Origin of the sequence: Synechocystis sp. FACHB-908 (assembly GCF_014698595.1) — a bacterium.
GTDB lineage: Bacteria > Cyanobacteriota > Cyanobacteriia > Cyanobacteriales > Microcystaceae > Synechocystis.
The window spans coordinates 28,967-42,406 of the sequence record NZ_JACJTH010000012.1 but is presented as its reverse complement, the minus strand read 5'-3'; the positions used below and the strand labels follow the sequence as shown (position 1 = coordinate 42,406).

Genomic DNA, 13,440 nt, shown 5'->3' with positions numbered 1-13,440 from the left:
CCCAGCCAAGGTTTGGGGGGAGTATTCACTTTAACCTGCTTCTTCTTCGACGGGAAAGGGTAACACCGGCAGGCGATCGCCTCGGAACACTTCTTCGGAAAGTTTACCTAGGGCTTCACTGCGTTGACCAAGGCAACGGGCTAAACCCAGGGCGGAAAGCACGGGCAGGGTAGTGGCGCTTAAAACTAATTTGGTTAAGGGATCCATGGCAATTGAGATGTATAAGTTACTTCAACTTTAACGGGGCCAGAGTTTGCGCCACCAGGGAATAGAATCCCGGGGGCCTTCCAGATAGTTAATTTTGTCCTCAATTTCCCCCAGGGGCCAACCAGTCAAATTAGCAAGGGTCTTGGCTTCTTCCCGTTGGCGTTTTTGCACCGTTTGACGATAGGTGTTGGCGGCGGTGCAATTCATTTCCCCACGATAGGGACGCCGTAGGACATAACGCCCTTGGAACAATTCCTGGTTAGCGGTGTTTTGAAAACGTAAATCCTCCGGGAATTTGTCGGGGGTGTAGCGTAAATGTAAACGGGTGATGAACACATTGCTGTTGCCAGGGAAAGGCATACCCCGGAAGGAAGGATTGGGGCTAGCACTGGGTTGGTCTAACCAAAATACTCCGGCTTCTTCTAGTTCTTGGGGGGAAAGGGGATCCGCCGAACAGGGATCACAACTGCCCATGTCCCAGGCATATTCCAGAAAGGCAACATTTTTGCCGGAGCGCTTATAGGCAGTGTCGAACATAGCGCCATAGAACTGGCCAAATTCCCCCTGGACAAATTCAGGTAAATCTAAGTTAGAGGGAATTTTTTCAGTGCGATAGTTGGTAACTTCCACCGCTCCTTGGGGAGAGAGTAGATAAACGATTAATTCTTGGGGGCCATCTGCATTCACCATACCTAAACGAATGGGCAACATAAACCGGGGGGATTCATAGGCCATCATCAGCGGCCGTAAGGCTTGAAATCCTTGGCGATCGAATTCTTTCAGGTTGACTTTAGCAACAAAAAACTTTAGCCCTTGTTTAATATATGCTCCCAATACATCGGTCGCTCCAGGGGGAATGCGGTAATTATTTTGGTTTAACCAAGTTTCTAGGCCATTGGATTCCTTGGCACTGAGGATGAGAATGTCGTATTCTCCTACCGAAAACTGATTTTCAATGGTGACTCCCAACGCTTCATTGCTTATTTTTTCTTGCAATCCTCTGGTCATGCTGGGGGCCGCTGGCATTGCATCCATAAATTGACGGCCGCCGTAGGTTTCACAGGGATTATTGTCAAAATATTCCACTAAACGGGGGGCACTAAAATTGTCTAAACGCTCAATAATTTTTCTCTCCCCTACGTTTACTTGGTCTTCCTGTAGCACCACCGGAACCGGCACCACGAGGGCAAAATCTTGGGCTTTCCCTTGGTAATCGTTGGCCATGGTTAGCACTGTCTGATCGCCGTCTTTGGCAATGATCACCTGGGACGCATGGTTATAAAGACTAGTGTCAGCCTGGGCTACATAAAAACCACAAAAAGCCAGGGCAGGCCGAACAAAAAACAATAGGCTCAGCAAGCAAGCGACTAGGATGACCCCTGGACGAAGATAGGCAAAAATTTTCCGAATGGCTTTATCCATAGTTATGGGAGTTATGGGTCTCGCTGGCTTAAAAACTGCCGAGATGGTTACTGACAATCTGCAATATAGTCCGCATCATTGACGATCGCCATCAGTAAATTAATGAAAGTTTGTTAATTTTTGGATCATCATACTATCGGGGGAAGCTCAGTTTCGTGAATGATTGTTAAGTTAGAAGTAATGATTTAATCATTAACCTTACTCCTCCCACCTACAAAATTATGTTACTTTTCCTACTTCCAGGCAGCGGCGATCGCCTGGCCAAATTTTCCACCGCCCTACTAAGCTTTGCCTTTATGGGACTAGGAAATTTAATCACACCAATGGCCGTTGCAGCCCAAAATTTTCCTCTGCGCCAAGGTGTTCATTTTTATGGTGAATCTGCCCAGCCGGGGTTAGTGGGCCAGGAATATTTCATCTTTCAGGTACGGGGCAATCAACTGATAGGAGCTTTTTTTGCTTACCAGTCTGAGTTTGCTTGTACCCATGGCGCCGTCTCTGCCCAAGCGTTGGATTTGGTAGTGGAAGACCCCTATGGGGAGCAGCCCCCCAGCCGTTTTGCCCTGAACCTAGTTCCCCGATCGCCAGTGGCCCGCAGTGGTAACAATATTGACTTAACGTTGCAGGGCTTAAAGGAAATCAGCACCATTGGTGCCCTGGAACAGGACATTTTGGCTGCTTGTTTATAGTTAAAACCAATCAAGCTCTTTCCTCTGTCGGAAAAAACAGACTTTTTCACTTTCATTCCCTGTAGTTGGGATCAATCTGGCGGTGCTCTACGTCCCAAAACCTGTAGGGTGGAATATTGCCACATTGCCAAGGAGTTTGATTTTTCATGGGCATGATTGACTGGGCCATTGTGCTGGTCTATTCGGCGATTGTCATTGCCATTGGGGCGATCGCCAGTCGCAAACAAGATAATACCGATGAATATTTCCGGGGTGCAAAGCAAATTCCCTGGTGGGCCCTAGGTTTTTCCATCATTGCCACCTCTTTTTCCGCCGCTTCTTTGCTGGGGGGCCCGGGGGAGGGTTACGGCCACGGCTTTTTATATTTGCAACTGCAATTGGGAGACTTAATCGGCTATGGCTTAGTCATTGCTGTCTTTTTGCCATTTTTTGTCCGGCTCAATCTCACCACTGCCTACGAATATTTGGAAAGGCGCTTCGATGCCAAAACCCGTTCCCTCGGTTCCCTTTGTTTTCTGCTGTTTGTCATTGCCCGCCTAGGGGGACTTTTATACGCCGCCGCCCTGGTGTTATCGGTGCTAACTGGCATTAGTACGAATACTGCCATTTTGATGGTGGGGGTGGTTTCGATTATTTACACCGTTGCCGGGGGAATCACCGCCGTAGTTTGGACGGACGTGTTGCAATTTGGCATGATTTTCGTCGGTTTGGGGGCGGGCATTTGGGCCGCAGTTACCGCTGTGCCAGGGGGTTTTGGGGAACTGTGGCGCATTGCTGGGGAAAACGGCAAGTTGGTGGTATTTAATTTTGATTGGGATCCCGCTTCCATTCGTTCTCTACCCACAGCGTTGATCGCCTACGGCATTTTAGCTTTTGCGGTGGCGGGGACTAATCAACAGTCAGTCCAGCGTTATGTTTCCTGTGCCGATGAGCAATCAGCCCGCAAAGCCATCTTTCTCGGTTGGTTTTCCGGCGTTTTAGGAGTAGGGGCCACCCTGTTACTAGGGGTTTTGCTATTCAGCTTTTACCAACTCCAGGGAGGGTTACCAGGAAATATCAAACCCGATGAAATCCTTTCCTATTTTATTGTCAACCAAGTCCCCCCTGGGGCATCGGGATTCCTCGTGGCGGCGATTTTTGCGGCGGCCATGTCTTCCATCGATTCTGCTTTGCATTCTTTGGCCACTTGCATGACGGTGGACTTTTACGACCGTTACATAAATATTCAAGCCAGCGAAATGCGCTCAGTCCGGGTGGCCCAGGGGTTAATTATTGTCTGGGGCGTAGTGGCAATTTTTTCCGCTATTTATGCCGCTTCCACCGGGCAGGATCTACTAGAATTCTTGGTGTCCTATACCACCATGTTTTTGGGACCGCTGTTGGGGATTTTTCTGATGGGGGTCTTGTTTCCCCGCATTAATGCTCTGGGTGCTTTTTACGGCACCGTGGCGGCAGTTTTACTGGTAATTATTGCTTCCAATGCCGGTTGGCTTACTTTCCCTGGCATTTGGCGCTCGGCGGTCACTGCTCCCCTGGCTGTTCTGCTAGCTTTAGGGATTTCCCTCTTTGCCAGCGCCCCCACTCCTAAGCATTTACTCGGTTTGACCATTTGGCATCCGGTCACAGATGCTCCGGGCACCAATGTTGTGGCCAGGCCGGGAGCCGATGACCAAGATTTGGGCTAGTGAACTAACTGTTTGAGTTTTGTTGAATTTAAGGGCTTTTTTATGAAGTACTCACTATTTGTCGCTACGGCGATCGCCACTGTTGTGGGAGGATCAACCACGGGCCAAGTAATGGCCCAGTCCCCCAACCAAGATCTGCGGAGTTTTTTTGAAACGGGTCGTCCCCAATCCCAGGACACTCTGCGGTTCCAACGTCCCCCCAGCGGTGTACCGCCTATCCGCACCAATGCTAACAATTGGCAGTTAATTGTTTTTAGCCAGGGTAATGTTTCTTTTTGGATGCCCCCAGGAATTTTGGCCCAGGATAACGTTGTCATTGCTACCGCTGAAGGGGATTTAAATTTTCAAACCTTGACCAGCACCGACAACGACCATCGTTATGTGGCGGCCTATGCCACAGGGTTAACTGAGCAACAAATTAACGACCCTGCGGCCCTGTTCACCGCTATGCAAGCCAGGGTAGCCCCGACGGAAACCTTTTCCCTCATGAATGAGCGCCCGGTAACTTTGGGGGATTATCAAGGCTCGGAATTTACTTTTGAAAGTGACACAGAAAGAGTGACTTTTCGTGCCTATTTAGTCGGGAATAAAATCTATGCCATGGGGGTCATACAACCCTTGACCAGCACCAGAGATAATGCGGCCCGCACGTTTCTTAATGCGTTGCAGTTCATTGATAATTGATGCCCTGATGATTAAAGCCCTGGTCACACCGGAATGAATTTTGACCAGGCGATCGCCAAAATTTCTAGGGGAGAGGACGCATTCTAATTGTCTCCATTGTTGCCCTGGTTTTTGCTCGATTCCCAGCGAAATAGCCAAGTCATCAGGGCCACTACCCCCAGTTGGAGGGCCAAATTGGGCAAAATCTCCGTCGGGTCGTAGCCGGCCAGCAGTCGGAGGCTAAAAATAAATACGCCAATCAGGCCGGAAGCCCCCAAGCCCAGGTAGATAAATTTGCGGAAACCTCGATAGGGAGCCTCGGCCTCAGCCTTTAAGCGTTCAAATTGGTCTTTGTTAGTAGGCAAAATTTTGCAGGAATGGGGTCAGAAAATTACAACAATTTCTCGATGTCCGCCGCAATTTCATCGGGTTTGGCGATGGAACCGTAGCGTTTGACCACTTTACCTTGGCGATCGACCAAAAACTTAGTGAAATTCCATTTAATGTCCTCCGCACCACCCAAAAAAGGAATGGCCATACCAGGGCTAGCTGCGGTTAAAAACTTAAATAGGGGATGGGCGTTGGGACCATTGACTTCCACTTTTTCAAATAAGGGAAAAGTTACTCCATAACGGGTTTCGCAAAAGTTTTTAATTTCCCCTGAGCCACCGGGTTCCTGCTGGCCAAACTGATTACAGGGAAAACCAAGCACCGTAAAACCCCGATCGCCGAATCGATTGTATAGAGCCTGGAGTCCTTGGTATTGGGGAGTGAAGCCACATTGACTGGCGGTGTTGACAATTAACAGCACTTTACCTTCAAAGTCCCTCAGAGCTACGGGGGAACCATCCAAGGCATTGGCAGAAAAACCGTAGATTGTGTTGTTGGCTTGGGCAGTCATAGAATTTAGCGAAGTAAAAACAGTAAAAAAAGACTTGTCTAACTCAACAAATCAATCAACAATTTCTGTAGTCTAACAAAAACTTAGAGGGGAGCAGATTGCCCCAAGGTTCCTATACTAGCCATGACTAAAGCTAGGGGCTTTACCACGTTTTTAGGCAAGAATAATGAAATTCAATATCGGAATGTTTGTGGTGCTGAGCCTAGGCGCTGACCACGTCCCCCATCAGCAACCCAGCAATGAGGAGCAATAACAGAGCCACAGAGAAATCGAGGATTTGCGGATCAAGACGGCGGGCAATCCAATACCCCAGGGAAACCCCCAACAGACTAGTGGAAATTAGGGCTAGGGCTGAGCCGGCAAACACCACCCAGGGAGATTGGGACTCAGCGCTAATTAGTAAGGTACTCAATTGGGTTTTATCACCCATTTCCGCCAAAAAAATGGTCAAAAAGGTAGAAAAGAATACCGGGCGAAAATAATTGGGAGAGGCGGGTAGATCTTGGCTCACGGCGGTTTGACTGGACGGAAGTAACAGCGGCAATGGTGGGGACACAGTGGCCCATAGACCCTGCTCTTTTTGATAGCCTAGCGGATTGGGGGACTTTCCAAGCCTAACTCCAATCTCCTAAGCAAAAGTATGGGCGAGATAATCGCCGGGATTGCCGAACAGCTTAAATCCAATCTTCTTCCTCATCAGCCCCGTTATTTTCTTCTGCCACGGGGGGATTGGGAGCCGAATTAATTACCCGGTAGGGAGCATCATATACACCACTTGGACGGGGAGGCTTGGTATCTGAGGGCTCGTTTTTCTCAGCTTTAGGCCGGGCTGGGCGATATTGCTGAGAATAAATAGTACCCTCCCGTTTCGTGTTTTGGGGGGTTTGGGGAGCTTCAAATTGTCGCAGATCCGGTAAAGGCTCCCTGGGAGGTGGGGAAATTATTTCCTCTTGGGCAAGAGGGGGCAGATTATCTCCTTGATCATTTCGATCGCCTTGGTCATCATCAGAGGCTATCGATGGAGTGGGCCCTATTGTTTCCGGCGGAAATTTTTCCCTATTCCTGGGGGCAGGGCGGGGGGAATCTTGGACAGTGGGCCGGGGTCGAGTCGGGGGTTTGGGGTCAGACCAATCAGCCAAATCCGGTTCTGGCTCATCCCAATCCCATTCTTCTGCCATGGTGACTGGTTGCGGTGCCCGTTGGGGACTAGGGGGAGTGGTGGGGGGCGGCGGTGGCTCAAAGGATTCCGATGGCGATCGCCGGGGGGGATTGGGGCGAAAATTTTGGGGCCTGGCTTTGGGTTGACCTAGGGAACTCAGGACATTGATCAGCACACTGGTGAAAACTCCCAGGGTGAGGAATAGTACTACCCACAACCCCAGGGGCAAGGTGAAGCTAGCTAGGGCAGACTCAGCAGTGGTGCCGAAAAAATTTAGTTGTATGGGCTGTCGATTTTGCAGGAAAAAAATTAATCCTGTTCCTATCAAAAAAATGAGCAGTAAACCTTGCATAAGTTTTTAATCAATGGCGTAACTGATCACCAATCTCCAGGGGAACATGGACATCTAAATAAATATTAACCGTCACTTATAAAATACCTCTGCTTCTCAGACGGGAGTAAAAAGGTGATTTTGGTTGAGAATCTGCTTCCTGGATTGACTGCCACTGTTCTTGAATCTGTTGATCAACTTCTTCTTGATGATCGAAATAATAGCCCATAGCAGAATATGCTTCCGAAGGCTTTAGATAGGGATGTTGGCGGCACATTTCATCCACAGACCAACCATGGGAAAGATAGTCCATCACAATATGGGCAACTTGAATGCGAGGCAATCTTTCCAGATGGGCTGGCTGGTCGTCTATTTTACGAATATGGGGATAATTAGTAACGGTTAACATTTTTGATCATTCACATTTAAAGACCGGAATTATCTTGAATTTGGGCAAATAATTGGCGAGTACCTTGTTCCTCCACTAGGGTGGAAACCATGGCCGCCATCAACGTTTCTGGGGTCACAGTAAAGGGTAAGCGGTGAATGTCCGAATTGGGTAAACAGGTAAATTCCGCCGTCTGTCGTAATTCCTCCAGGGAAATTCGTCCCAGACCCAGATCTTGCAGGGTTTTGGGTAAACCTATCTCATCGTAAAAGCTCAGTAATTGGCGACGGGCAGTAGCGGCGAGTTGATTACCGCTGACCAATTCTTCTAAGCGTAACTGCACCAAAATGCCATAGGCGACTTTTTCCCCGTGGAGGGCATGGTGGGCCTGGGGCAATTGGGTCAAACCATTGTGGACTGCATGGGCTGCGACGGTGCGGCAGTTAGCACCACCCAAACCACCGATTACCCCCGCCATCAACAAACTGGCATCCACCACTTCCCGCCAGGTTTCGCTACCCGGTTGGGCCAGGGCTTCAGCGGATTTTTGGAAAAGAATATCCCGCAAAATTCGAGCTTGTTGTACAGCGGCCACGGTGAAAGTATCGCTGGATTGACCACTACTAACGGAAGCTTCATACCATTTGGCGATCGCATCTCCAATGCCGGCAACTAGTAATCTTGGTTCAGCCCGTTGGATCAATTCATAATCCACAATCAATAAATCCGGGCATCGGTCTAGGGCCACGTCATAACGGAAAGCCCCCGTTTCGCTGTAAACATTGGCCAAGGCAGTCCAACCCGCACAGGTAGCGGCCGAGGTAGGTACTGTGGCGATCGCCAATTGGGTTTGATGGGCCAATAACTTAGCCGTATCTAGGGCTTTGCCTCCCCCAATACCTAGGATAAAATCTGGCTGTTCCTGGTGAACCCGTCGCCGCAACTGTTCGAGGGAAGACTCGGCGCAGTCAGGTAAATAGCTGGCCAGAGGCAGGGTCAGACCATAATTTTTCTGCAATGTTTGTAAAGACTTTTCCCCCAACTCAGCAGAGTGGCTACCCGTTACCACTAGGCCCTTACTCCCCAATTTTTGCAAATGTTCCCCCGCTTTAGCCAAAGCACTACGAATCACCACCGTGGGGGCGATCGCCATGGAAACCAAAGGTTGGGTGACAGGGGAAATTGATGGGGCCATAGTCGCAGGTTCGTTTAGTCTCAATAGTTGCCAAAATCCAATTGAAAACCAGGTTATTCCAGCCTAGCTCAGCGCTATAGATTCGGGAAAATCACTGGTAGTAATTGGCTCAAAACTATTTTAGGAAAAAAAGAGGCTTTTTGCCTTCTCCCCCTGCTGCTGGGGAAAACTGTCATTTTTACCTCGATCAAATCAATGGTTAAAACTGGGTTAATACTATGGTGACCAGGCTTAGCATGAAGTTTTGTAACGGTTTTGTAAAGCTCTATTGCAACTTTGCCGTCCCAGCGGCGATCGCCTACCCCTAAGCAAAAAGACCGTGATAGGATGCGATCCGTGCTCGCTCACTTTTTTTATTAAAAGAAATTTAGGAGAAAGGCTTTGGTATTACGGGTAGCAGTCGTTGGAGGAGGCCCCGCTGGTTCTTCCGCCGCCGAAATTTTAGTAAAAGCCGGAATTGAAACCTACCTGTTTGAGCGTAAGCTAGACAACGCCAAACCCTGTGGTGGAGCAATTCCCCTCTGTATGGTGGATGAGTTTGATCTGCCCCCGGAAATCATTGACCGCCGGGTACGGAAGATGAAAATGATCTCCCCTTCCAACATCGAGGTCAACATCGGTCAGACCCTCAAGGACGACGAATATATCGGCATGTGCCGCCGGGAAGTGCTGGATGGTTTTCTCCGGGAACGGGCGGAGAAACTGGGTACAAAAGTCATTAATGGCACCGTTTATAAATTAGACATTCCTAGCAAAGATAGTGATCCCTACACCCTCCACTATGCCGACCACAGCGTTGGTGGCACCACTGGGGAAATGAAAATCCTAAAAGTAGATGTGGTGATTGGGGCTGATGGCGCTAACTCTCGCATTGCCAAAGCCATTGACGCTGGGGATTACAACTATGCGATCGCCTTCCAAGAGCGGATTCGTCTGCCGGAAGACAAAATGGCCTACTACGATGAACTAGCAGAAATGTATGTGGGCGATGACGTTTCTCCGGATTTCTACGCCTGGGTATTCCCAAAATATGACCACGTGGCGGTGGGCACCGGCACCATGAAGGTGAACAAAGCCCGCATCAAAGACTTACAGGCTGGCATCCGCACCAGGGCTGCCAAAAAACTAGAAGGCGGAGAAATCATCAAAGTGGAAGCCCATCCCATTCCTGAACATCCCCGGCCCCGGCGGGTGGTTGGTCGAGTAGCCCTAGTGGGGGATGCCGCTGGTACCGTCACCAAATCCTCTGGGGAAGGCATTTACTTTGCCGCCAAATCCGCCCGTATGTGTGCGGAAACCATTGTGGCCACCAGCAATAATGGCCAACGGGTGCCCACCGAAGCCGATCTGAAACAATACATCAAACAATGGGATAAACGCTACGGCGCTACCTATTTGGTGTTGGATATTCTGCAACGGGTCTTCTATCGCACCGATGCCACCAGAGAAGCCTTTGTGGAAATGTGTTCCGACATCGATGTGCAAAAGCTAACTTTTGACAGTTACCTGTACAAAACCGTGGTACCCGCCAATCCATTGGTGCAAATGAAAATTACCGCCAAAACCATTGGTAGCTTGCTCCGGGGTAACGCTTTAGCCCCTTAATGCTAATGGCTTGTTAGTTTAACTAATTTTTCAATAAAGTAGAGAGGTGAGTTTTGGCTCACCTTTTTATTGTCTTATTTTTACCAATTTTTTAATTTATGCGACTTAAGCCTAGAGATATTGAGATTAATCCTAATCTCCCTAAGTATCCTTTTGATAATGATCTGTTAGACCGTAAGGAAGAAATTGAAAATTTAACGCAGATTATTCAAATTGACCAATTACATTAAATTCAAGGATTTTCAAATGACTACTGAAGCTGCCCTATTAAACATTGCTGAAAATCTGCCTGATGACTTAAAAATCGAGCTTTTACACTATGCTGAATATTTAATGAATAAATCCTTAAATGCGCCCCAAAAGCCATTAGCAGGATCGATGAAAGGAACTTTTATTTTACCTCTACCCGAAGACTTTGATGCCCCCTTAGAAGAATTTGAGGAGTATATGTAATGAATTCTGTTTTGATAGACACCCACGTTTTTATTTGGTTAGCAGAAGATGACTCTAACTTGCCTGTGACGACAAAAGATACCTTAGAAAATATGGATAACGTTTTTGTTAGTATTGCCAGCTTTTGGGAAATTTCTATTAAACTAAAAATTGGTAAACTTTCTCTCTGTGGTGATTTCAATAGTATTGAAGCTAGTTTTCAAAGAACCCGATTCAAGCTATTACCTATTACACTAAAAGACACAATTAAACTTTATAATCTTCCCTTGCACCACAAAGATCCCTTTGATCGTATTTTGGTATCCCAATCGATTAATCATTCTCTTATTTTAGTCAGTCGTGATCAAGCTCTGGATGATTATCCGATTCAACGCCTGTGGTTGTAGAAAATAGCGACCTGAACGAAACTGTTGTGCCCGCCAATTCTAGGGACGTTTATTGGTAAAAATTCATCACATCTGTGAACCATTGCTCCAGGCGATCGCCATAGGCAGGGAGAGAATAACGGCGATCAGCCACTGAACGACAATTGGCCCGGTCGATGGCTGATATTTTTCCTACAGCGGCCACCAAAGCCGGAACGTCGTCGGGGGGTACTAAAAATCCTGTTTGCTCGGTTTCGACGATTTCCCTTGGGCCACCCCGGTCATAGGAAATTACCGGCACCCCACAGGCTAAGGCTTCCACTGCAACCCTGCCAAAAGCCTCTACCCATTTATGGGTCATTATTAGGGCTTGGCACTGACCTAAAGCCTGTTGGAATTCAGCAGTGGGCAAAAAGCCCTTATATTCCACCTGGGCTTGGGGATAACTGCGTTTTAGGGACTGCCAATACTGTTCATCCTGGAGATAACCAAAAACTTGCAAAGGCAAATTGGTTGCTTGAGCCACTGCAAAGGCATCTTCCAAACCCTTTTCCGGGGAAATGCGACCGGCCCAAGCCAAAGTTTTACCTGATTTAGGAACAAATTGATACTGGTCCAAATCAATGCCACTGCTCAAAATGCGGAAAGAATCCGCCACAGCATAGGTTTCAGCCTGGGCTTGGGTGTGGGCCCCCAATGTGCCGGGACATAGCTGAGCCACCCGGTTGATCGCCTGGTCCATAACTGCATTCCAGGAGCTAATGCAAACATAGTGCAATACCGGCCGCTGTAAAAAAGGGGAAAGGTAAAAAGGTAACCATTCATAGCCAAAATCGACAATTAAGTCATAATCTTGTTCTACTTCCCTGATGTAGTCCCACATATGGGCCACCACCGCATCCTCTGGCATCAGTACTGGATCGTGGTAGGTCGGCTCTGGAATTAAAGGCTGCAACGCCCCGGCAATTTCCTGGATGGGCAAACCGGCGATCGCCGAACCCTTGGGGGCGACAATTTTGACCTCATGGCCACGACTGACCATGGTGCGGGTGATGTTTTTTAAGTTCAGGGCCACTCCCCCCAACCGTCCAGAATTGAGGGAACTGACGGGACTAGAAACAAATAGTAGGCGCATATTTAATGCCCAAGAATTGGAGAAATAATTCCCTTAATTCCTTTAGCTTTCCCCCTGCATGGCCCGAATTAATTCCTGGGCTACTTCAGGGCGGGAGAATTCCGGTGGCGGCAATTGTCCATCCCGAAGCAAAGCCCGCACTTTAGTGCCAGAGAGGTGAATGCGGTCTTCTGGGCCACTGGGACTGGTTTTAGTGGTGGCCATTTGCAGGGTCTTTTTGCAGTAAAAAGCGTGCTCGAACTTCATCGGCACAATACCCAGCGCTTCCGGGGCAAACTCGTCAAAAATTTCCTGGGCATCGTAGGTGCCGTAGTAGTCCCCCACCCCGGCGTGGTCCCGACCTACAATGAAATGGGTACAGCCATAGTTTTTGCGAATCAGGGCATGGAAAATAGCCTCCCGGGGCCCGGCGTAGCGCATGGCGGAAGGATTAATACCCAGAATGACCCGCTCTTTGGGGAAGTAATTGTCCACCATAATTTCGTAGCAACGCATCCGCACATCGGCGGGAATGTCATCACTCTTTGTTGCCCCCACCAGAGGATGGAGAAAGAGGCCATCAACTACCTCCAGCGCGCATTTTTGAATGTATTCATGGGCCCGGTGGATGGGGTTACGGGTTTGAAAGCCGACAATGGTTTTCCAGCCCCGCTCGGCAAATAACTGACGGGAAGCGGCGGGGTCAATTTGGTATTTGGGAAACAGGGGATGGGGTTCCCGCTCCAGTAACCAGATGGGGCCGGCCAGGTTAACAGGGCCTTGGTCATAAATCACCTTGACTCCAGGGTGGGCTTGGTCGTCGGTGCGGTAAACGTTTTTAGCTTCGTGGGCTTTGTTGTAGTGATATTTCTGGGTCAGCTCCAACACACCGATGAATTTACCAGCGCTGTTGTCCAACCGCACCCAACTGCCTACTTCCAAGGGAGCGGCCACTTCCTCTGTCACTGATAAAGTCACGGGTACCGACCAGGGCAAACCGTTGCTGAGTTTCATTTCTTCCACCACCAGCTCGTAGTCGTCCTGCTCCATAAAGCCCTTGAGGGGACTAAAACCGCCAATGGCAATCATGACCAAATCCGATGTGGCCCGTTCATCCAGTTGCACCCTGGGCAATTTATCGGCGATCGCCAAAAATTCCTGGCGTTCTGCTTCCGGGGCGAGGCGATTGATCAGTTGGCCGCCGTGGGGGGCAATGGCTGCAAGGGAAGTGGTCATGGTTAATTGGTAATGGATAGGGGAGAT

Annotated in this window: 16 protein-coding genes; 6 read left to right on the top strand and 10 right to left on the bottom strand. The window is 48.8% G+C overall.

The genetic code is table 11. The features are described 5' to 3' along the window. Positions 1-30: 30 nt before the first annotated feature. Positions 31-207 carry a hypothetical protein gene (locus H6G46_RS05165; protein ID WP_010872969.1) on the bottom strand — a complete coding sequence of 59 codons (177 nt, stop codon included), beginning with the start codon at positions 205-207 and terminating at the stop codon, positions 31-33. Between the two features lie 30 nt (positions 208-237). Continuing rightward, on the bottom strand, positions 238-1,629 hold the full coding sequence (locus H6G46_RS05160) for a DUF2330 domain-containing protein (RefSeq protein ID WP_010872968.1): 1,392 nt from the start codon (positions 1,627-1,629) through the stop codon (positions 238-240). Positions 1,630-1,850: 221 nt separating this feature from the next. On the opposite strand from H6G46_RS05160, the gene H6G46_RS05155 reads away from it, so the two are divergent. The 3 genes from H6G46_RS05155 (at position 1,851) to H6G46_RS05145 (ending at position 4,687) form a co-directional block, all read left to right on the top strand. After that, positions 1,851-2,318 (top strand): hypothetical protein, encoded by a 468-nt coding sequence (locus H6G46_RS05155; RefSeq protein ID WP_010872967.1) that lies wholly within the window; start codon positions 1,851-1,853, stop codon positions 2,316-2,318. A 146-nt stretch (positions 2,319-2,464) separates the two neighbouring features. Further along, positions 2,465-4,003 carry a sodium:solute symporter gene (locus H6G46_RS05150; protein WP_010872966.1) on the top strand — a complete coding sequence of 513 codons (1,539 nt, stop codon included), beginning with the start codon at positions 2,465-2,467 and terminating at the stop codon, positions 4,001-4,003. Positions 4,004-4,045: 42 nt separating this feature from the next. Then, on the top strand, positions 4,046-4,687 hold the full coding sequence (locus H6G46_RS05145; protein WP_010872965.1) for a hypothetical protein: 642 nt from the start codon (positions 4,046-4,048) through the stop codon (positions 4,685-4,687). Between the two features lie 83 nt (positions 4,688-4,770). On the opposite strand, the gene H6G46_RS05140 is transcribed toward H6G46_RS05145, so the two are convergent. The 6 genes from H6G46_RS05140 to H6G46_RS05115 form a co-directional block, all read right to left on the bottom strand. Then, positions 4,771-5,031, bottom strand: coding sequence for a DUF3493 domain-containing protein (locus H6G46_RS05140; RefSeq protein ID WP_020862315.1), 261 nt, complete (start codon positions 5,029-5,031; stop codon positions 4,771-4,773). Positions 5,032-5,057: 26 nt separating this feature from the next. Then, positions 5,058-5,567 carry a glutathione peroxidase gene (locus H6G46_RS05135; protein WP_010872964.1) on the bottom strand — a complete coding sequence of 170 codons (510 nt, stop codon included), beginning with the start codon at positions 5,565-5,567 and terminating at the stop codon, positions 5,058-5,060. A gap of 202 nt (positions 5,568-5,769) precedes the next feature. Beyond that, positions 5,770-6,123, bottom strand: coding sequence for a TMEM165/GDT1 family protein (locus H6G46_RS05130; protein WP_010872963.1), 354 nt, complete (start codon positions 6,121-6,123; stop codon positions 5,770-5,772). A gap of 118 nt (positions 6,124-6,241) precedes the next feature. Beyond that, a complete protein-coding gene (locus H6G46_RS05125; RefSeq protein ID WP_010872962.1) occupies positions 6,242-7,078 on the bottom strand; it encodes a LapA family protein in 837 nt (278 codons plus the stop codon). Positions 7,079-7,154: 76 nt separating this feature from the next. Further along, on the bottom strand, positions 7,155-7,466 hold the full coding sequence (locus H6G46_RS05120) for a DUF433 domain-containing protein (protein ID WP_010872961.1): 312 nt from the start codon (positions 7,464-7,466) through the stop codon (positions 7,155-7,157). A 16-nt stretch (positions 7,467-7,482) separates the two neighbouring features. Further along, positions 7,483-8,640 (bottom strand): oxidoreductase, encoded by a 1,158-nt coding sequence (locus H6G46_RS05115; protein ID WP_010872960.1) that lies wholly within the window; start codon positions 8,638-8,640, stop codon positions 7,483-7,485. Positions 8,641-9,021: 381 nt separating this feature from the next. Between H6G46_RS05115 and chlP the strand changes: the two genes are divergently transcribed. The 3 genes from chlP to H6G46_RS05100 all read left to right on the top strand — a co-directional run bounded on the left by chlP (position 9,022) and on the right by H6G46_RS05100 (position 11,084). Continuing rightward, positions 9,022-10,245 (top strand): geranylgeranyl reductase, encoded by a 1,224-nt coding sequence (gene chlP, locus H6G46_RS05110; protein WP_010872959.1) that lies wholly within the window; start codon positions 9,022-9,024, stop codon positions 10,243-10,245. A 246-nt stretch (positions 10,246-10,491) separates the two neighbouring features. Then, on the top strand, positions 10,492-10,698 hold the full coding sequence (locus tag H6G46_RS05105) for a DUF2281 domain-containing protein (RefSeq protein ID WP_010872958.1): 207 nt from the start codon (positions 10,492-10,494) through the stop codon (positions 10,696-10,698). Beyond that, positions 10,698-11,084, top strand: a complete 387-nt coding sequence (locus H6G46_RS05100) for a type II toxin-antitoxin system VapC family toxin (RefSeq protein WP_010872957.1) — start codon at positions 10,698-10,700, stop codon at positions 11,082-11,084. Before H6G46_RS05105 ends, H6G46_RS05100 begins: the two co-directional genes overlap by 1 nt. 49 nt (positions 11,085-11,133) lie before the next feature. Here H6G46_RS05100 and H6G46_RS05095 read toward each other — a convergent pair whose 3' ends face one another. Beyond that, positions 11,134-12,198 carry a glycosyltransferase gene (locus tag H6G46_RS05095; protein WP_010872956.1) on the bottom strand — a complete coding sequence of 355 codons (1,065 nt, stop codon included), beginning with the start codon at positions 12,196-12,198 and terminating at the stop codon, positions 11,134-11,136. Positions 12,199-12,240: 42 nt separating this feature from the next. After that, a complete protein-coding gene (sat, locus tag H6G46_RS05090) occupies positions 12,241-13,413 on the bottom strand; it encodes a sulfate adenylyltransferase (protein ID WP_010872955.1) in 1,173 nt (390 codons plus the stop codon). Positions 13,414-13,440 lie beyond the last annotated feature (27 nt).

Bases quoted from the DNA above. Each gene is read 5' to 3' on its own strand.
- H6G46_RS05150 (WP_010872966.1), top strand. From the start codon at position 2,465: ATGGGCATGATTGACTGGGCCATTGTGCTGGTCTATTCGGCGATTGTC.
- H6G46_RS05120 (WP_010872961.1), bottom strand. From the start codon at position 7,466: ATGTTAACCGTTACTAATTATCCCCATATTCGTAAAATAGACGACCAG.
- H6G46_RS05165 (WP_010872969.1), bottom strand. From the start codon at position 207: ATGGATCCCTTAACCAAATTAGTTTTAAGCGCCACTACCCTGCCCGTG.
- sat (WP_010872955.1), bottom strand. From the start codon at position 13,413: ATGACCACTTCCCTTGCAGCCATTGCCCCCCACGGCGGCCAACTGATC.
- H6G46_RS05155 (WP_010872967.1), top strand. From the start codon at position 1,851: ATGTTACTTTTCCTACTTCCAGGCAGCGGCGATCGCCTGGCCAAATTT.
- H6G46_RS05145 (WP_010872965.1), top strand. From the start codon at position 4,046: ATGAAGTACTCACTATTTGTCGCTACGGCGATCGCCACTGTTGTGGGA.
- H6G46_RS05160 (WP_010872968.1), bottom strand. From the start codon at position 1,629: ATGGATAAAGCCATTCGGAAAATTTTTGCCTATCTTCGTCCAGGGGTC.
- H6G46_RS05125 (WP_010872962.1), bottom strand. From the start codon at position 7,078: ATGCAAGGTTTACTGCTCATTTTTTTGATAGGAACAGGATTAATTTTT.
- H6G46_RS05115 (WP_010872960.1), bottom strand. From the start codon at position 8,640: ATGGCCCCATCAATTTCCCCTGTCACCCAACCTTTGGTTTCCATGGCG.
- H6G46_RS05105 (WP_010872958.1), top strand. From the start codon at position 10,492: ATGACTACTGAAGCTGCCCTATTAAACATTGCTGAAAATCTGCCTGAT.
- H6G46_RS05095 (WP_010872956.1), bottom strand. From the start codon at position 12,198: ATGCGCCTACTATTTGTTTCTAGTCCCGTCAGTTCCCTCAATTCTGGA.
- H6G46_RS05100 (WP_010872957.1), top strand. From the start codon at position 10,698: ATGAATTCTGTTTTGATAGACACCCACGTTTTTATTTGGTTAGCAGAA.
- H6G46_RS05135 (WP_010872964.1), bottom strand. From the start codon at position 5,567: ATGACTGCCCAAGCCAACAACACAATCTACGGTTTTTCTGCCAATGCC.